15 protein-coding genes are annotated in these 19,014 nt (G+C 63.2%); 11 read left to right on the top strand and 4 right to left on the bottom strand.

All coding sequences use genetic code 11. From position 1 onward, the window contains the following. Positions 1–91: 91 nt before the first annotated feature. The 7 genes from NLY36_RS12425 (at position 92) to phoB (ending at position 11,289) form a co-directional block, all read left to right on the top strand. A complete protein-coding gene (locus NLY36_RS12425) occupies positions 92–4,600 on the top strand; it encodes a PAS domain-containing hybrid sensor histidine kinase/response regulator (RefSeq protein WP_023735217.1) in 4,509 nt (1,502 codons plus the stop codon). A 496-nt stretch (positions 4,601–5,096) separates the two neighbouring features. Then, on the top strand, positions 5,097–6,125 hold the full coding sequence (locus tag NLY36_RS12420) for a substrate-binding domain-containing protein (RefSeq protein WP_023735216.1): 1,029 nt from the start codon (positions 5,097–5,099) through the stop codon (positions 6,123–6,125). 96 nt (positions 6,126–6,221) lie between these two features. Then, positions 6,222–7,682: a phosphate ABC transporter permease subunit PstC gene (pstC, locus tag NLY36_RS12415; RefSeq protein ID WP_023706293.1), complete on the top strand. Its 1,461-nt coding sequence runs from the start codon at positions 6,222–6,224 to the stop codon at positions 7,680–7,682. Continuing rightward, the gene (gene pstA, locus NLY36_RS12410) at positions 7,679–8,995 is read left to right on the top strand and encodes a phosphate ABC transporter permease PstA (protein ID WP_023683971.1); all 1,317 of its coding nucleotides are present in this window, start codon (positions 7,679–7,681) and stop codon (positions 8,993–8,995) included. The genes pstC and pstA overlap by 4 nt, the downstream gene beginning before the upstream one ends. Before the next feature lie 17 nt (positions 8,996–9,012). Then, complete coding sequence (gene pstB, locus NLY36_RS12405; RefSeq protein WP_023670110.1) at positions 9,013–9,837, top strand: phosphate ABC transporter ATP-binding protein PstB; 825 nt, start codon at positions 9,013–9,015, stop codon at positions 9,835–9,837. 41 nt (positions 9,838–9,878) lie between these two features. Then, positions 9,879–10,583 (top strand): phosphate signaling complex protein PhoU, encoded by a 705-nt coding sequence (gene phoU / locus NLY36_RS12400; protein ID WP_023670109.1) that lies wholly within the window; start codon positions 9,879–9,881, stop codon positions 10,581–10,583. Positions 10,584–10,599: 16 nt separating this feature from the next. Next, entirely contained in the window at positions 10,600–11,289 is a 690-nt protein-coding gene (gene phoB / locus NLY36_RS12395) for a phosphate regulon transcriptional regulator PhoB (RefSeq protein WP_023822590.1), read from the top strand. 30 nt (positions 11,290–11,319) lie between these two features. On the opposite strand, the gene NLY36_RS12390 is transcribed toward phoB, so the two are convergent. Continuing rightward, positions 11,320–12,555 carry an ROK family protein gene (locus NLY36_RS12390; RefSeq protein WP_023735215.1) on the bottom strand — a complete coding sequence of 412 codons (1,236 nt, stop codon included), beginning with the start codon at positions 12,553–12,555 and terminating at the stop codon, positions 11,320–11,322. 265 nt (positions 12,556–12,820) lie between these two features. On the opposite strand from NLY36_RS12390, the gene xylF reads away from it, so the two are divergent. The 4 genes from xylF to NLY36_RS12370 all read left to right on the top strand — a co-directional run bounded on the left by xylF (position 12,821) and on the right by NLY36_RS12370 (position 17,935). Further along, on the top strand, positions 12,821–13,861 hold the full coding sequence (gene xylF, locus NLY36_RS12385) for a D-xylose ABC transporter substrate-binding protein (protein ID WP_023683968.1): 1,041 nt from the start codon (positions 12,821–12,823) through the stop codon (positions 13,859–13,861). Between the two features lie 144 nt (positions 13,862–14,005). After that, positions 14,006–15,322, top strand: coding sequence for a sugar ABC transporter permease (locus NLY36_RS12380; protein WP_023683967.1), 1,317 nt, complete (start codon positions 14,006–14,008; stop codon positions 15,320–15,322). A 12-nt stretch (positions 15,323–15,334) separates the two neighbouring features. Then, complete coding sequence (locus NLY36_RS12375) at positions 15,335–16,132, top strand: ATP-binding cassette domain-containing protein (RefSeq protein ID WP_023683966.1); 798 nt, start codon at positions 15,335–15,337, stop codon at positions 16,130–16,132. Positions 16,133–16,288: 156 nt separating this feature from the next. Further along, on the top strand, positions 16,289–17,935 hold the full coding sequence (locus NLY36_RS12370) for a CHASE domain-containing protein (RefSeq protein ID WP_023735214.1): 1,647 nt from the start codon (positions 16,289–16,291) through the stop codon (positions 17,933–17,935). 39 nt (positions 17,936–17,974) lie between these two features. Here the strand turns inward: NLY36_RS12370 and NLY36_RS12365 are convergent, their stop codons facing one another. The 3 genes from NLY36_RS12365 to NLY36_RS12355 form a co-directional block, all read right to left on the bottom strand. Continuing rightward, a complete protein-coding gene (locus NLY36_RS12365; RefSeq protein ID WP_023683965.1) occupies positions 17,975–18,217 on the bottom strand; it encodes a YMGG-like glycine zipper-containing protein in 243 nt (80 codons plus the stop codon). An 83-nt stretch (positions 18,218–18,300) separates the two neighbouring features. Further along, complete coding sequence (locus NLY36_RS12360; protein ID WP_023670101.1) at positions 18,301–18,627, bottom strand: hypothetical protein; 327 nt, start codon at positions 18,625–18,627, stop codon at positions 18,301–18,303. Positions 18,628–18,769: 142 nt separating this feature from the next. Continuing rightward, on the bottom strand, positions 18,770–18,946 hold the full coding sequence (locus tag NLY36_RS12355; protein ID WP_023670100.1) for a hypothetical protein: 177 nt from the start codon (positions 18,944–18,946) through the stop codon (positions 18,770–18,772). Between the last annotated feature and the right edge of the window lie 68 nt (positions 18,947–19,014).

Genomic DNA, 19,014 nt, shown 5'->3' with positions numbered 1-19,014 from the left:
GAGGGGGTTCGGCCTTGGCTTTCGGGGTGGGAACGGGATGGCTGACGGGACTGTTGGAACACGCGGCGGACGCGGTTCCCGAAAAGGGGTGGTGAACGGCGAGGATACGTCCGTCGGGGGTTCGCCCGAAGCGCTGCGCGAACTGGTCGGGGCCGGCGCCGACTGGGTCTGGGAGACCGACGCCGAGCTGCGCTTTTCCTGGCTTTCGGAGAACTACCAGGCCGCCACCGGCATCGATCCCGCCAGCATTCTTGGCCGTTTCCGCTTCGATTTCCTCAAGCAGATGGTGCACGGCAATCGACACGCCGCCGCGCATCTGGAGGATCTGCAGGCGCATCGGCCGTTTCGCGACTTTGTTTATGAGTTGAAGGGCGGCCGTCCCGGCTGCCGCTGGGTTTCGATCACCGGTTCCCCGCGGTTCGACGGCGAAGGCGAATTTATCGGCTATCGCGGCATCGGCCGCAACGTCACGGCACTGGCCGGTGCGCTGGACGAACTGCGGCAGGACGAGAGCGATCCGCCGGCCGGCGAGGCTACGCAGCACCTCGCCGATCTCGAGCGGACAATGGATGCCATGCATATGGGCGTCGTGGTGCTTGACGCGAAGTTCGACACGCTCATCGTCAACAAGGCCTATCGCGAGCTCTCCAGGATTCCCGACGGCGCCGTCACGGTCGGCGCGCCGTTCAGCCTGTTGATGGAACTCAACCGCCGCAACGGCATCTACGGCGATCTCGATGGACAGCAGTGGCAGCACTACCTCGCCACCCGAATCGAGGAGATCAGCGCCGGCTCGGTTGCGCCACGCGAATTTCTCCATGCCAATGGCAGGACGATGATGTTCTCCGTGACGGCATTGTCCGGCGGCAAGCGGCTGTTGACCTACTACGACGTCTCCGAGCTCAAGCGTCGCGACGCAGAGATCGAGAGTGCCAACGCCAAAATTACGGAGACCTTCGCCAATCTTCGCACGATGGTCGACCAGATGCCGATCGGCGTGCTCGTCCTTGATGCGGACATGCGCGCGGAGGTGATCAACCGCGCCTTCTATGATTTCTGGGAAATCGATCCCCGACGCGCCGGCATCGGCTGCGGCTTCCGCGAACTGATGCAGGCCAGCCGCGATATGGACCCGTACGGTGCTGACGATGCCGAATGGCAGGGCCACATCGCCGAGCGCGAAGCAGAAATCTCGGCCGGCCTGGTGGGCTCCAGGCAATTGCCACGCAATGACGGCCGTACGCTGATTGCATCGCTGGCGCCGCTCGCCGGCGGCAAAAGGCTGATCTCCTATGTCGACGTCACCAACATGAAAGATCGCGAGGCTGAACTCGCCCTAGCGCTGGAGAAATCGCGGCTGGCCGAGGCGGTGATCAACGGCGTCAAGGATCCGATCTTCGTCAAGGACGACAATCTGCGTTTCGTCTTCGTCAATGAGGCGTTTTCGGCACTGTTCGGACAGAGCCCGCAAGCGATGCTGGGCAGGCCCGGCGGCGACTTCCTCAAGCAAAAGGACGCCGCCCAATTCGAAGACAGCGAACGCGCCGTGCTGGCGACCGGCACGCCCTACGAGGTCGAGGAGACTTTCGACGCCGAGGGCGCCAGCCGCTCGCGCATCGTGCGCAAGAACCGCGTCGGCATGCCCAGCGGCCGCAACTATGTCGCCGGTTTCCTGTTCGACATCTCCGACATGAAGCGCCGCGAGACCGAAGCCGAGGACGCCCGCAAGAACCTCACCACGGTGCTGGAGTCGCTGCCGGCGGCCGTCATCATCTATGACCGCGACGACAAGTTCGTCTTTGCAAACCGCAAGCTGCAGGACACGCTGCCGGAGCTGAAACCGGCATGGCAGCCCGGCCGCAGCTTCCGCGAGGCCCTGGAACTCGGACATTCGGTCGGCTATTTCCGATCGAGCGGCGATCGAGAAATCGATAGGCTCTATGAAGGCGACCCCGATGTCTGGCTCAATGCCATCCTCGCCCGCTATCGCCTGCCCAACTCGTCCTATGAGCGCCTCAATGCGGACGGCCGCTGGTATCAGGTCTACGATATGCGCACCGAGGACGGCACCTTCATCGGCGTGCGCGTCGACATCTCGGAGATCAAGAGCCGCGAAAAGGCGCTGCAGGAAAGCATGCGCCAGATCGACCTGTTCCGCCACGTCATGGACGAACTGCCGGTCGCCGCCTTCATCAAGGCGCAGGATCTGAGCATGGAATTCGTCAACAAGGCCTGGTGCGCGCTGACCGGCATCCCCAAGGAGGAAGTCATCGGCCGGACCGATCTCCAGCTTTTCGGCATCGACGACGCCGAAACCTACACCCATGACGACACCGAGGTCGTCGTCACCGGCCGCGGCCGCGAGATCGAGGAGCCCGTTACCCATCGCGACGGCACGGTGCGGCAATTGATGACGCGCAAGAGCCGGCTGGTGGCGCTCGATGGGTCGGTGCACCTTGTCGGCTCCAGCACCGACATCACCGACGTCAAGGCGCGCGAGCAGGCGCTGGAAGAGAGCATGCGCGAGAACGAGGTGTTCCGCAATCTCATCGACAACGTGCCGGTGTCGATCTACGCCAAGCGCTCCGACCTCAGGCAGTTCTACGTCAACAAGGGCTGGTGCGACCTCACCGGCCTCCGCAGGGAAGACGCGATCGGCAAGACGGACATCGAGATTTTCGGCGAAGACGGCGAAGCCTTCGTCAACAGCGATCTCGCCGTGCTGCGCACAGGCGATACACAGGAGATCGAGGAAACGGTGACGCTTGCCGACGGCAGCGTGCGCCACCAGTTCGCCCGCAAGGGCGCGATGATCGCGTCCGACGGTTCGCTCTATCTGATTGGGTCGACCACCGACATCACCGAACTGAAGCTGCGCGAGGCCGAACTGCGCGAGGCGCGCCAGCGCGCCGTGCTGGCCGACCGCGCCAAGTCGGAATTCCTGGCCAATATGAGCCACGAGATCCGCACGCCGATGAACGGCGTACTCGGCATGGCCGAGTTGCTGGCCAAATCCGACCTCGATCCCAAGCAGAAGACGTTCACCGATATCATCGTCAAGTCGGGTAACGCGCTCTTGACCATCATCAACGACATACTGGACTTCTCCAAGATCGATGCCGGACAGCTGGTGCTCGACCCTGCGCCCTTCAACCTGCCCGAAGCAATCGAGGATGTGGCGACGCTGATATCGACGCGCGCCAAGGAGAAGGACCTCGAGCTCATCGTGCGCGTCGAGCCGGGCCTGGAAAGCCTGTTCGTCGGCGATGTCGGTCGCATGAGGCAGATCGTCACCAATCTGGTCGGCAACGCGGTGAAGTTTACCGACGAAGGCCACGTGCTGGTCGACGTGACCGGACAAAGGGGGCCGACGGGGACAAAGCTTACCGTTTCGGTCACCGACACCGGCATCGGCATTCCGCAGCAGAAACTGAAGCTCGTCTTCGAAAAATTCAGTCAGGCCGACACCTCGTCGACCAGACGCCACGAAGGCACAGGGCTCGGGCTCGCCATCACCTCGCGGCTGGTCGAGTTGATGGGCGGCGAGATCGGTGTCGAGAGCGCCGAAGGCAAGGGCTCGACCTTCTGGTTCACCGTGACATTGCCCAGGGCCGAGGAACAGACCGGACGGCGGATCATGCCGGTCGACGTGACCGGCTCACGGGTGCTGATCGTCGACGACAATGCCGTCAACCGATCGATCCTGAGCGAGCAGATGGCGTCATGGACCTTCGATTCCTGCGCCGCCGAAAGCGGACCCGAAGGGCTCAAGGTGCTGGTCGCCGCGGCAGCCTACGGCGTGCCGGTCGATTGCGTCGTGCTCGATTATCAGATGCCGGGGATGAGCGGCGCCGAGATGGCGCGCGTCGTGCGCAACACCGCAGGGCTGGCCGACACGCCGATCATCATGCTGACCTCGGTCGACCAGTCGCTCGCCAACACCAGCTATCGCGATCTCGGCATCGACGCCCAGCTGATCAAGCCGGCGCGTTCCTCGGTGCTTCTGGAAACGCTGGTCGCCACCATCCAGCGGCACCATCACAATATCACGGACGGCCGTGTGCTGCCGGCGGCAAGCAGCGGTTCCGGCGGCGGCAGGAACGAACCGTCGCCGGCAAAGCCGCCGCTCGCTGCATCGGAACGCGCCTTGCTGCAACCGCCGCCGGTTCGTGCCCGCGCCCGGGCCGCCGGGGATGAACGCCGGCTCGACATTCTCGTTGCCGAGGACAATGAGGTGAACCAGATGGTGTTCACCCAGATAATCGGCGAAACCGGCTACAGTTTCGAAATCGTCGGCAACGGCCGCAAGGCGCTCGACGCCTTCGGCCGGCTTAATCCGCGCATGATCCTGATGGACGTCTCGATGCCGGAGATGAACGGGCTCGAGGCCACCGCCGCAATTCGCCGGCTGGAAGAACATACGGGTATGCATATCCCGATCGTCGGCGTCACCGCGCATGCCTTGAAGGGCGACCGTGAGCGCTGCCTGGAAGCCGGCATGGACGACTATCTGCCCAAGCCGATCAGCCCCAGGGCGCTGCTCGAAAAGGTCGAGCGCTGGGTCGGCATATCAGGCGAAGCCCAACGAGACGCTGGATAGCAACCTGCGGCGCCGCCGGGATTCGGCCGCGCCGCAACAGCCAAGGATATGGTGCGATCGCACCATATCAAAGCTGGCGCCCAGTCAGGACAATGGTCGCAACGAAACCGCTCATTCAGTTACGGGCGGGAGCAAGCGACCGCCGACAAGAAACAGCGTCGAATCTACCCCAACGGACCTGTTTTTGGCGATGGCTCGGCCAAGATTCGCTCTGGTCACGGGCAACGCGCTCCCGTCCGGTTTTTCTTTCTCGGCATCGCGGCCTGCGGTGTGCCGGGACTTGATGCCAGCACGAATTGCGCAAGCGTCTGATTCCAGCGGCAACTTCCATTCCCACAAACCGGCTTAAAGGGTGCGGCCCACAAGACGTCTGTGCGACGTTACCGGGCTGACACGAAACTGTCATGCGACTGTAATAATCGAAGGCTATTGGCCTCAGCGGGCGCCGGTTTGAAGAGGGCGCCAAGAGACCATCTTCCGAACAGGAGCAGGCCACATGAAGAAATTCCTCGTTACGGCATTGGCCGTGGCGGTAGCGTTCGCCGCATCGTCCGGTGTCGCCGCTGCGCGTGACCAGATCCAGGTCGCCGGTTCGTCGACCGTGCTGCCTTACGCCAAGATCGTCTCCGAGCAGTTCGGCGAAACCTTCACCAACTTCAAGACCCCGGTGGTCGAGTCCGGCGGCAGCGGCGCCGGCATCAAGGAGTTCTGCAAGGGCGTCGGCGAAGACACGATCGATATCGCCAACTCCTCGCGCCCGATCAAGAAGGACGAGCTGAAGTCCTGCGCCGACGCCGGCGTCAAGGACGTCCAGGAAGTCCGCATCGGCTATGACGGCATCGTCTTTGCCACCGACATCAAGGGTCCGGACTGGGCGCTGGTTCCCGCCGACATCTACAAGGCGCTCGCCGCCAAGCTGGTGGTCGACGGCAAGCTGGTCGACAACCCGAACACCAAGTGGAACCAGGTCAATCCGAAGCTGCCCGACTGGGATATCGCCGCCTATATCCCGGGTGAGAAGCACGGCACCCGTGAAGTGTTCGAGACCAAGCTGCTCGACGCCGGCTGCGACAAGGCCGCTTTGAAGGCTGCCGGCATCGCCGACGACAAGGAAATCGGCAAGACCTGCATCGCCATCCGCAAGGACGGCAAGGCTGTCGACATCGATGGCGACTACACCGAGACGCTGGCCCGCATCGACTCCAACAAGACCGGCGTTGGCGTGTTCGGCCTCGCCTTCTACGAGAACAATGCCGACAAGCTGAAGGTCGCTACCGTGGAAGGCATCGTGCCTTCGACGCAGACCATCGCCGATGGCACGTACCCCGTGTCGCGGCCGTTGTTCTTCTACGTCAAGAAGGCGCATCTGGGCGTCGTTCCCGGCCTCAAGGAATATGTCGAGTTCTTCCTTGATGACCAGATGATCGGCCCGGAAAGCCCGCTCGCCCAGTACGGCCTGGTTTCCGCTCCCGACGCCGAACGTCAGGGCCAGCGCGACGCCTTCGCCGCCGGAAAGACGATGTAATCAACCGACCGGATCAGGGCGCGGACCAAATCCGCGCCCTGATTTCGCCGCTTGCCGCAACGGTGGCGGCGATCTGAATTTTCCCTGGGGTGGGTGATGTCGTCCTTGCTCGTACTCGCCATAGTCATCGCCATAGGCGTGGTCGCTTTTGTGATCGGCCGCCAGCGCGCAGCGGCGCAGGATACCGGCAAGGTCAAGCCGCATTCGCGCGCGCATTATCATGGCTGGTGGGCCTTTCTGCTCGCGGTCCTGCCTGCCGTCCTGCTGCTCGCCGTCTGGGATATCGGCTCTTCCTTCTATCTCGACCGGCACATCCATGCCGCTTTGCCCGAGCGCACCGCCGACACAAAGGTGGCCAGCGAAGCGCTCGACGCCAGCCTGGTGAAGAGCCTGGCCAAGGGCCTGCGCCGGCTCGATGGCGATACCGCACTTCCCGCTACTTTCGCCGAATTGCAGCCGCTGCTCGCCGCCAAGGGCGTGGCACTGGCCAGCGACACCCAGGACTATATGATCCCGATCGCGGTCGAGGCGAACCAGGTCCAGGACCGGCTCGGCCTGTTCGGCGCCGTGCTGACCTTCGCGCTGTCGGTCGCCGGCGCCTTCTATGCGCTGAGGCAGATCGCGCCGCGCGCCAGGGCGCGCAACAATGTCGAGAAGCTGATGCTGTGGGGGCTGCTTGCGGCCTCGACCATCGCCATCCTGACCACGGTCGGCATCGTGCTGTCGATGCTGTTCCAGACGATCACCTTCTTCGAGAGCGTATCGCCGATGAGCTTCTTCTTCGGCACGGTGTGGGATCCGCGTTTCGCCGCCGCCGGTTCCGGCGGCAGCCAGGGTCAGTTCGGCCTGATCCCGCTACTCGCCGGCACGCTCTACATCGCCGCCGTCGCGCTTCTGGTCGCAGTGCCGGTCGGGCTGATGTCGGCGGTCTACATGTCCGAATATGCCTCGCGCGGTGTGCGCTCGGTGGTCAAGCCGGCGTTGGAACTGCTGGCCGGCATTCCGACCATCGTCTACGGCATCTTCGCCGTTGTCACGCTCGGACCGTTCTTGCGCGACCTGTCGGCGGCACTCACCGGCGGCTCGCCCTTCATCCAGGGCCAGAGCATCTTCACCGCCGGTCTGGTGATGGGCGTCATGCTGATCCCGGTCGTGTCCTCTTTGTCCGACGACATCATCACCGCGGTGCCGCGCGCAATGCGTGACGGCTCGCTCGGCCTCGGCGCCACCCGCTCCGAGACGATCAAGCGGGTGATCCTGCCGGCGGCACTGCCCGGCATCGTCGGCGCCATCCTGTTGACGGCGTCGCGCGCCATCGGCGAGACGATGATCGTCGTGCTGGCGGCGGGCGTCGCCGCCAATCTGACGGCCAATCCGTTCGAGGCGATGACGACCATCACCGTCAAGATCGTCAACCAGCTGACCGGCGACCTCGAGTTCAACTCGCCGCAGACGCTGGTCGCCTTCGCGCTCGGCCTGACGCTGTTCGCGCTGACGCTGGTGATGAACATCGTCGCCCTCTACATCGTGCGCAAGTACCGGGAGCAGTACGAATGACCGACATCCCCCTGGACACGATGGCGGGCGCCGTCGCGCGACCGCGCCGCGACATCGGGCTGAAGGCGCGCTATGCCGCCGAACGCCGGTTCCGCATCTATGGCGTGATTGCGATCTCGGTGGGCCTGGCGTTCCTGGCCATCATGCTGATCACCATCGTCTCGAAAGGCTACACCGCCTTCTGGCAGACGACGGTGACGCTGCCGGTCACCTTCGACGAGAAGGTGATCGATCCCTCCGGCAAGCGCGCGACCGACCCTACCGTGCTGATCAAGGCGAACTATCCCAAGCTCGCCGAAAACGCGCTGGTGGCCAAGCTCGGCATCGATCCGGCCAACAAGCCGATGATGCTGAAGCTCAAGGGCTTCCTGTCGGAAGGCGCCCGCGTCCAGCTGCGCGACATCGTCTCCGCCGATCCGTCGGTGATCGGCAGGACGCGTGACGTCGACATCCTGGCTGCCGCGAACCTCGACTCGGCCTTCAAGGGCCAGATCGACCTCGGCGTCGATGAAGCGCGCCGCAAGGTGTCCAACCAGCAGATCGACTGGATGAACAAGCTTAAAGCCGACGGCGTGATGGCCGAGCATTTCAACACCGGCCTGTTCACCTATGGCGCCTCCAGCCGGCCCGAAACGTCGGGCATGGGCGTGGCGATCATCGGCTCGTTCTACATGATGGTGATCGTGCTGTTGCTGGCGCTGCCGATCGGCGTCGCCGCCTCCATCTATCTGGAGGAGTTCGCCAAGAAGAACCGCTTTACGGACCTGATCGAAGTCAACATCAACAATCTCGCGGCGGTGCCGTCGATCGTCTTCGGTCTGCTTGGCCTTGCCGTGTTCATCAACTTCCTCGGCATGCCGCGCTCGGCTTCCTTCGTCGGCGGCCTGGTGCTGACCTTGATGACATTGCCGACCATAATCATCGCCACGCGCGCCGCCCTCGCCGCGGTGCCGCCGTCTATCCGCTCGGCGGCCCTAGGTCTCGGCGCCTCCAAGATGCAGATGGTGTTCCATCACATCCTGCCGCTTGCCGCCCCAGGCATCCTTACCGGCACCATCATCGGCCTGGCGCGTGCGCTCGGCGAGACAGCACCGCTGCTCTTGATCGGCATGGTCGCTTTCGTCGCCGATTATCCGACGACGCCTTTCGATCCGGCGACCGCGCTGCCGGTTCAGATCTATATGTGGGCAAACGAGGCTGAGCGCGCTTTTGTCGAGCGCATGTCCGGCGCCATCATCATCCTGCTCGTCTTCCTCATGGCCATGAACATCACCGCGATCGTGCTCCGGCGCCGGTTCGAGCGGCGCTGGTAGAAAAAAGGCAATTTGGTATGAACATCATGACCGAACAGTCCCTTGAGAATGCAGTGGGCGACAAAATGAACGCCAAGTCGAACGAAGTCATCAAGATGCGCGGCGACAAGGTCGGCGTGTTCTATGGCGAGAAGCAGGCGTTGTTCGACGTCAATCTCGACGTCCGCCAGAACCAGGTGACGGCGCTGATCGGCCCGTCCGGCTGCGGCAAGTCGACCTTCCTGCGCTGCCTCAACCGCATGAACGACACCATCGATTCGGCGCGGGTGACCGGCAAGATCACGCTCGATGAAGACGACATCTACGACAAGAACATCGATGTCGTCGAACTGCGCGCCCGCGTCGGCATGGTGTTCCAGAAACCCAACCCGTTCCCGAAGTCGATCTACGAGAACGTCGCCTACGGCCCGCGCATCCATGGGCTGGCCAAGCGCAAGTCCGACATGGACCAGATCGTCGAGCAGAGCCTGAAGAAGGCTGCGATCTGGAACGAGGTCAAGGACCGCCTGCAGGAGCCCGGCACCGGCCTGTCCGGCGGCCAGCAGCAGCGCCTGTGCATCGCGCGCGCCATCGCCGTGTCGCCGGAGGTGATCCTGATGGACGAGCCCTGCTCGGCGCTCGATCCGATCGCCACCGCCCGTGTCGAGGAGCTGATCGACGAACTGCGCCAGAACTACACGATCGTCATCGTCACCCATTCGATGCAGCAGGCGGCGCGCGTCTCGCAGCGCACGGCGATGTTCCATCTCGGCTATCTCGTCGAGGAGGGCGCCACCGACAAGATGTTCACCAACCCCGACGACAAGCGCACCCAGGACTACATTACCGGCCGCTTCGGCTGAGCCGTCCGGCGGGTGAATTTTCAGGCACGAGGACCAAGATCATGGGTGAACATACCGTCGCCTCCTTCGATGAAGAGCTCGGGCAGATCAGCAAGCTGATCCGCGACATGGGCGATCTGGCAGGCTCGATGGTCAGCGGCTCGACCAGGGCGCTGCTCAATTCGGACAATGCGCTGGCACAGCGTGTCGTTTCCGACGACGCCATCATGGATGCGCGCCAGCGCGAACTGGACGACCGCGCCATCACGCTGATCGCCAAGCGCCAGCCGATGGCCAACGATCTGCGCGCCGTGGTCGGCTCGATCCGCATGGCGGGCGACCTCGAGCGCATCGGCGATCTCGCCAAGAACATCGCCAAACGCGTCGGCACCGTGGGCTTGAGCGTCACGCCGCGCGACCTCTCGCACTCCATCGATGCCATGGCGCAACTGGTGCTGATCCAGGTGCAAGGCGTCGTCGAGGAATATGCCGCCACCGATGCGGCAGCTCTTGCAAAACTCAGGAATGACGACGAGCGCATCGACGTCAAATACACGTCCGTGTTTCGTGAGCTTTTGACCTACATGATGGAAGACCCTCGCAACATCACCGCCTGCACGCATCTCTTGTTCTGCGCCAAGAATCTTGAGCGCATCGGCGATCATGTCACCAACATCGCCGAAAATGCGTATTATGTGCTGACCGGCCAGCAATTGCCCGCCAATCGTCCGAAGCAGGACGAGACGGCGATGGCCACGCCGGCCTGATGAGGGTGAACTGCCTATGATCGCGCCACGCATCATGGTCGTGGAGGACGAGGAGCCGCTAGGCGTGCTCCTCCGCTACAACCTCGAATCCGAAGGCTATCAGGTCGAGGTGGTGACACGCGGGGACGAGGCCGAGATCCGCCTGCAGGAAAACGTGCCCGATCTCCTGGTGCTCGACTGGATGGTGCCGGCTGTCTCCGGCATCGAGCTCTGCCGGCGGCTTAGAGTGCGGCCCGAAACCGAGCGGCTGCCGATCATCATGCTGACCGCGCGCGGTGAGGAAAGCGATCGCGTGCGCGGCCTGTCCACCGGCGCCGACGACTATCTGGTCAAGCCATTCTCGACGCCGGAGTTCATGGCGCGCGTGAAGGCGCTGCTGCGCCGGGCCAAGCCGGAAGTGCTGTCCAGCGTGCTCAAGGTCGGCGACATCGTGCTCGACCGCGAGTCGCACCGTGTCTACCGCAAGAAGAGCGAGATCAGGCTCGGACCGACCGAGTTCCGGCTGCTCGAATTCATGATGCGCCATCCCGGCCGCGTGTTCTCGCGCAGCCAACTGCTCGACAATGTCTGGGGCGAGACGATCTATATCGACGAGCGAACCGTCGACGTCCATGTCGGGCGCTTACGCAAAGCGGTCAACAACGGCCGCATGCCGGATGTCATCCGTACCATTCGCGGCGCCGGCTACGCGATCAGGGAAGACTAGGATGCTGCGCGTCGCGCCGTTGCCGGCCATTCAGGCGACATGCTTGCCGGATTTGGCCTGAATGCCCGGCGCGAAAATCTCCTGATCGACGAAGCCGAGCGCGCGCATGGCACAGCCTTCGCGGATCAGCGGCAGCTCGTTGGGCTCGGTGTCGAAGGAGATCGATTTCGAGTGCTGGCCGCCGGCGGTCTGGGCGATCGCTTCGCGCAATGCCGGCTCGATCAGGTCGAAGGCGGCGGCGCTGACGCCGACCATGGCGACGGGTGCCGGATCGATCAGCGCAAACAGGCTGCCGAGGCCGAAGCCGAGCGCCTCGCCGGCCTTGCGATAGGCTTCGCGCTCCGGGCCGTCGGTTTCGCGGGCGCGCGCGGCGAGTGCGCGCATATCAGCGTCGCTGATATCGACCGGCTCGGCATCCTCGCCCATCATTTTGGCGCTGCGCCAGATGGCGTAGTTTCCGGCATAGGCTTCCACGCAGCCGCGCCGCCCGCAGCGGCAGAGCGCGCCGCCCGGACGGTGGATCATGTGGCCGAACTCGCCGCCCGAGGAATGGGTGCCGGTGAACAGTTCGCCTTTCAGCACCAGGCCCATGCCGATGCCGTGCGATAAGAGGATGGCGATAAAATTGTCGCGGTAGCGCTCGGGCTGGCGCCATTGCAGCGCCACCGCCATCATGTTGCAATCGTTCTCCATGGTGGCAGGAATGCCGAATTCCGCTTCCAACATGTCGGCGAAGGCAATGTCGGTCAGTGGCGTGATCGGCGACCACAGCATGGCGCGCGCCTGCGAATCGGTGATGCCCTGGATGCCCATGGCAATGCGGGCGATGCTCTGGACATCGAGGTCGGGATCCTCAAGCCGCCGCCGGACGATTGCTACGCATTCGCCAATCAGCTCGTCGCGCGGCTTGGTCAGCGTGTCCAGCCGGCGCTGTTCCTCGGCGACGACGTGGCCGGCATAGTCGATGACGGTGACGGACAGGAAATTGAGCGACAGCACGACGGTCATCACCGCCGCCGCTTCCGGGTTGAGACCAAGGCCCACCTGCGGCCGGCCGCGTTTCAGTGCGCCGGTCTCGCCAGGTTTGCCTTCAATCAGGATGCCTTCTTGAATCAGATCAGACGAGATTGCCGATATGGTCGAGTGGCTGAGGCCGGTGGTCGCCGCAATCTCGGTCCGCGACGGCTGGCCGGCCCGGCGCACGGCTGAAATCACCATCGCACGGTTGCGACGGCGCAGATCGTCGTGGCGGATTCCAACCGACATTTGTTTCCTCCCGGCCTCCTCGCGCCTCATGATAGTGAAGGCGTTCGACGGCACCAGCCAAATATTGGCAGACGCCGGCAGCCCTGTCATTGTTTATTGCGGACCTCGAAAAAATTCGGCACGGCCATCAGAATCCATCAGAATCGATGTTGACAGCGCGTTATCATTGAACCAGTATTTTTTCGAGGCTCGAAAAAATAGCGCCTCTGTGTGCCGGCCCTCGGGCCAGTTTTGTCGCGCCGCACGCGGCGCAGGGAGGATTATGATGAACAGATTTGCAGCCGCCATGCTGGCGGGTGTCGCCATGTCGCTGGCGCTGATGTCGGTCGCGCAGGCGAAGGACAAGGTCATCGGCGTGTCGTGGTCGAACTTCCAGGAAGAGCGCTGGAAGACCGACGAGGCGGCGATGAAAACGGCGATCGAAGCCGCCGGCGACAAGTACATTTCGGCCGACGCGCAGTCCAATCCCGGCAAGCAGCTGACCGACGTCGAAAGCCTGATCTCGCAGGGCGCCAACTCGCTGATCATCCTGGCGCAGGACGCCTCGGCCATCGGCCCGGCGGTGCAGAAGGCGCTGGACGAAGGCATTCCGGTCGTCGGCTATGATCGCCTGATCGAGAACAAGGACGTCTTCTACCTGACCTTCGACAACAAGGAAGTCGGCCGCATGCAGGCCCGCGAAGTGTTCAAGGCGAAGCCCGAAGGCAACTATGTCTTCATCAAGGGCTCGGGCTCGGATCCGAATGCCGATTTCCTGTTCTCGGGCTCGATGGAAGTGCTCAAGGAAGCCATCGACTCGGGCAAGATCAAGAATGTCGGCGAGGCCTATACCGATGGCTGGCTGCCGGCCAACGCCCAGAAGAACATGGAACAGTTCCTGACCGCCAATGACAACAAGGTCGATGCCGTGGTTGCGGCCAATGACGGCACCGCCGGCGGCGTTGTCGCCGCGCTGACGGCGCAGGGCCTTGCCGGAACGGTTCCGGTCTCGGGCCAGGACGGCGACCATGCCGCCCTGAACCGCATCGCGCTCGGCACGCAGACGGTGTCGGTGTGGAAAGACGCGCGCGAACTCGGCAAGAACGCCGCCGAGATCGCCTCGCAGCTTGCCGATGGCAAGAAGACGGGCGACATTGCCGGCGCCAAGGACTTCACCACGCCTGGCGGCAACACCGTCAAGTCGCTGTTCCTGACCCCCGTCGCGATCACCAAGGACAACCTCAACGTCGTCATCGACGCCGGCTGGATCAAGAAGGACGAAGTCTGCACAGGCGTCGCCGCCGGCAGCGTCGCGGCTTGCAACTGATCTCGACGACTTGAAGAAATGAGGCGCCGCGGCTGTCAAGCCGCGGCGTTTTCTCTACGAGAATTGTGTGTTTCCGCCATCGGCGGCAAACTTCTAGGCTGTGGTCCGGCATCCGCGCCAGACGGCAAGCCGCTGGAGGACATCATGACCGACACGACCTCAAATCCGCAGGCCGATACGGCACGAGCGTCTGAACTCGGCGCGGTCGCCCGGTTCCTGAAAGCGACCGAGCTCGACACGCGCATGCTCGGCATGGTCGGCGCGCTGCTGGTCATCTGGGTCGGCATACATATCCTGTCGGGCGGGCTTTTCCTGACGCCGCGCAATCTTTGGAACCTGTCGGTGCAGACGTCCTCGGTCGCGATCATGGCGACCGGCATGGTACTGGTCATCGTCATGCGCAACATCGACCTTTCGGTGGGCTCCGTCGAAGGCGTGATCGGCATGATCATGGGCGTGGCACAGGCCGAATTCCTGATTCGCGTCATCGGCTTCCAGCTTGGAAACCCCTGGCTCTGGGTCGTCGCGCTTGCCGCCGGCGTGGTGCTTGGTCTGCTGATCGGCGCGTTCCAGGGCTTCATCATCGCCTATATGCAGGTTCCGGCCTTCATCGTGACGCTTGGTGGCCTGCTGGTCTGGCGTGGCATGGCATGGCTCATCACCAGCGGGCGCACGGTCGCGCCACTCGACGCCACCTTCCAGCTGATGGGCGGCGGACCACGCGGCTCGATTGGCGCCGCTGCCAGCTGGATCGTCGGCATCGTCGCCTGCGCGGCGGTCGCCTTCGCGCTGCTCAACGGTCGCTCACAGCGCAAGCGCTTCAGCTTTCCACTGCGCCCCGTCTGGGCCGAGACCCTGCTTGGCGTGGTCACTTGCGCGGCCATCCTCGGCGCCGTGTGGATCGCCAATTCCTATCCATGGCCGATCGGCATCGTGCGCCAGTACGCACAGCAGAACGGCATCACCGTTCCCGAAGGCGGGCTGTTCATCGCGCATGGCATCGCCATACCGGTGCTGATGGCGGTGATTGTCGGCATCATCATGACGTTCATCACCAAGCGCACGCGTTTCGGCCGCTATGTCTTCGCCATCGGGGGCAATCCGGAGGCAGCGGAACTCGCCGGCATCAACACGCGCTGGGTGACCATGAAGGTGTTCATGATCATGGGTGTGCTGGCTGCAATCAGCGCGGCGATCTCGTCGGCCCGTCTCAATGCGTCAACCAATGCGCTGGGCACACTGGACGAGCTTTTGGTGATCGCGGCCGCTGTCATCGGCGGCACGTCGCTCGCGGGCGGCGCCGGAACGGTGATGGGCGCCATGCTCGGCGCGCTACTGATGCAGTCGCTGCAATCCGGCATGGTGCTGCTCGGCATCGACTCGCCGCTGCAGAGCATTGTCGTTGGCGCTGTCCTGGTCATCGCCGTCTGGCTCGACACCGTCTACCGCAAGCGCGTCTAGGGAGGAACGATTATGGAAAAAACTGCTCCCACCGGTACGCCACTGATCGACATGCGCAACATCTCGATCGCGTTCGGTGGCATTCGCGCCGTCGACGATGCGTCCATCGATCTTTTCCCGGGCGAAGTGGTGGCGCTGCTTGGCCACAACGGCGCCGGTAAGTCGACGCTGATCAAGATCCTGTCGGGCGCCTACAAGCGCGATGCCGGCCAGATCTTGGTCAACGGCCAGGAGGCCTCGATCTCCAATCCGCGCGACGCCAAGAAATACGGCATCGAAACGATCTACCAGACGCTTGCGCTGGCCGACAATGTCGACGCTGCCGCCAACCTCTTCCTCGGCCGCGAACTGATGACCGCGTGGGGGACACTCGACGATGTCGCCATGGAGGCCGAGGCGCGCAAGGTGATGGGCCGGCTCAATCCGCGCTTCCAGCGCTTCAAGGAGCCCGTGATCAAGCTATCGGGCGGCCAGCGCCAGTCGGTGGCGATCGCACGCGCCATCCTGTTCAACGCCCGCATCCTGATCATGGACGAACCGACGGCCGCGCTTGGGCCGCAGGAGACGGCGCAGGTCGGCGAACTGGTAAAGCAGCTCAAGGCCGACGGCATCGGCATTTTCCTGATCAGCCACGACATTCACGACGTGTTCGAGCTTGCCGACCGGGTCTGCGTAATGAAGAACGGCCAGGTCGTCGGCACCGCGCTCACCACCGATGTGACGCAGGACGAAGTGCTCGGCATGATCATCCTGGGAAAGTGCCCGCCCGGCGCCATTCCCGGTCCGGGTGCGCTGAAGATCGCGGCCTGAGACCACGCTATCGTCAGCTGTCATGTTCACTGATGCTCGAGATCGATAAGCCGGCTAAATATGCATGATATGCCAGCTGTCATTATGGCTTGGCCGCGCCATTGTCTTGCCGCGGCGACTTGCCCATAAAGGTCCCGAACCGTCCATGGGCCTGCGTTGAAGAAGTTTTTCCCGATCCTTGCCTTCATTGCCGTTGCACTGATCAGCCTGACGATGGCGGGCTTCGCCTATTTCGCGACCCAGGAAGCGGCGCGCATCAAGTTCGAGGCGACGGCCGACGACGCGCTCAACCGCATCGAAAGCCGTATCGATCTGCATCTGTCACTGCTGCGCTCGACGCAGGCGCTGTTCGACGCCCGCAATGGCGAGATTTCAGGTAGCGAATTCAAGGCCTTCTTCAGCGCCCTCGATGTCGATAACAATTTCGCCGGCCTGCGCGGCATCGGCTATCTCAGGCTGGCCAAGACCGGTGACGAAGCGGCGGTCGAGCGCGACATGTTGCGCGACCGCGGCGCCGCCCACACGGTCTATCCGGACACGACACAGCCATGGCGCACGCCCGTCGTGCTGTTCGAGCCGCTCGACCCTGCCAACGAATCCACCATCGGCTACGACATGTTCACCGAGCCGGTGCGGCGCGAGGCGATCGAAAAAGCGATGGCCGATGACGCACAGCACGCAAGCGGTCTGGTCCAGCTCGGCCAGGACACTGGCGCGGCGCAGACCTTTACCGGTTTCCTGGTCTTCGTCAGGCTCAATGTCGAAACCGCGCCGGATGGTATCAATGCGTCCAGATCATCGACATCAGGCCTTCTCTACGCGGCCTTCCGCGCCCGCGACCTGTTCCAGACCGCGCTCAGCCGCACGCCTTTGCTGCCGGTCAACACCGCGGTCTATGACGGCACGGCCGACGCCGACAATCTTCTGTTCCAGTCGGAAACGCCGCCGGTTGCGAGCTTTGGCGACAGGCTGTTGGTGACGCGCAAGATCATCGTCGCCGGTCGGCCGTGGACGGTGCTGTTTCGGCCGACAAGTGCATTTTCGCAACCGTCCTCGCGCGCCATTCCGGTCATGCTCGGGCTGTTCGGCCTGCTTCTGGCGGGGGCCATCGCGTTGGTGGCGCGCTACCAGGAGCGCGCCTACGACGCCAAGTCGCTGCTGCATGAAACGACGGAAAAAAGCCTGCTCGAAAAGGATTTGATGCTGCAGGAGATGAAGCATCGGATCAAGAATTCGATCACGCGGGTGCTGGCGATTGCGCGCCAGACGGCAGCGCAAGCAACCGACGTGAAGGAGTTCTCAACTTCCTTCTCAGCCCGCCTGCAGGCAATGGCGGCTTCCCAGGATATGCTGACGCGTTCGCGCTGGCAGAAGGCCGATCTTGGCGACCTGCTGCGCATCGAGCTCGGCCAGGTGTTCGGCAAGGAGCTTCCGGAAGGGATATTGTCAGGGCCTCAGGTGCTGCTCGACGAGAGGACGACGCAGGCGCTTGGCCTGACCTTTCACGAACTGGCGACGAATGCGCTGAAATATGGCGAGGCCGGCAATTCCCTGGGTGCGCTCAAGGTCGACTGGTCGTTCGAGGGGCGCGGGTCCGAGCGGATGCTGGTTCTGAACTGGCGCGAGGCCGGGCAGAAGGAACTCGAAGCGCCGGCGAAGACCGGCTTCGGCACCAAGCTGATCGACCTCAATGTCACGCGCGAATTGCGCGGCACGATTGCCCGAGATTTTCGCATCGATGGGCTTACGGTGGAAATCAGGATCCCGCAGCCTGATGCAGTCAAACAAACGGAGACCGGCTGACCGGTCTCCGTCGCGATTGTCTGACGCTTTTGAAGCGGATCAGCAGCGAGCGGTGTAGAGCCGGCCGCGATTGTCGCGATACTGGCAATAGCCGTTGCGCAGGTTGCGCACCAGCAGGCCGGAACCGGCGCCAACGGCTGCGCCGATCAGCGCACCCTTGCCGCCGCCGATCAGTCCGCCGGCCAAAGCACCGACACCGGCGCCGACACCGACATCCTGCTCGGTCGTGCTGCAGCCGCTGACGGCGACCACCGTAACCATGGCAATAATCAATTTCCGCATAGAATCTCTCCTCACTTTTGTCCTCACTTTAGTAAGCTCCAGCCGCTATTTAGCACGAAACAGCAGCCTTTGCCCGCTCGATCTTATTGTTGGCTAAGAGAGTCTTTTTCGCGGCGCGTGGCGTTCGACGCGACCACGACACTGGAAATCTGCAAAGACGCGTCGAGGGTGCCGTCCGGGCGCACGTTCCAGACGATCTGGTCGTAATCATCCTCCAGCGCGGGGTCGACCGTAAGACATTTGGCAACGACGTGCTCGGCCTGACCCTGCACGTCGCCGGCAGCGAATGGACGTTCTGCCGTGCATGCTTCGGCGGTTTCGAAAACACTGACCGGCACCGGCAGTTCACGACATTCGGTCATGTTGTTCGAACAGCCAATTACCAAAAGCAAAGCGGCGATGTGTTCCACGGCGATACGTCCTCTCGCCATAAGAACGGTCCACAGCCGTCAAAGTTCCTGTGCCGAAAGGGGCGTTAATAATTGGTCGGCTACGAGCTGGACAGCTTCTGAGCCAGGCTGCTTGGGAGCAGCGTGAACCTGAGCATCTGGCTCAGGCCAATTGCGACGCCACGATCAGCACAACAGCGGCGACGAGCGCGACAGCGGCGACGCGAAGCAAGGGATGCCAGGCGTGCTGCAAAGGCGAGGCTGAAGCGTCAGGATCCTGAAAGCCGCTCATGGACACCCGGGCGGCCTGCTCCAGCCTGTTCATATCGGCAACCGTCATGATCATTCCTCCCATACTCGCGTTGCAGGCTGCGGCCGAAACATCGGTTGAATCGGTCAAGATCCAGC

The organism is Mesorhizobium sp. C399B, assembly GCF_030323185.1.
GTDB lineage: Bacteria > Pseudomonadota > Alphaproteobacteria > Rhizobiales > Rhizobiaceae > Mesorhizobium.
Note: the sequence above shows the minus strand (reverse complement) of the source record. Positions and strands in the feature narration are given on the sequence as shown.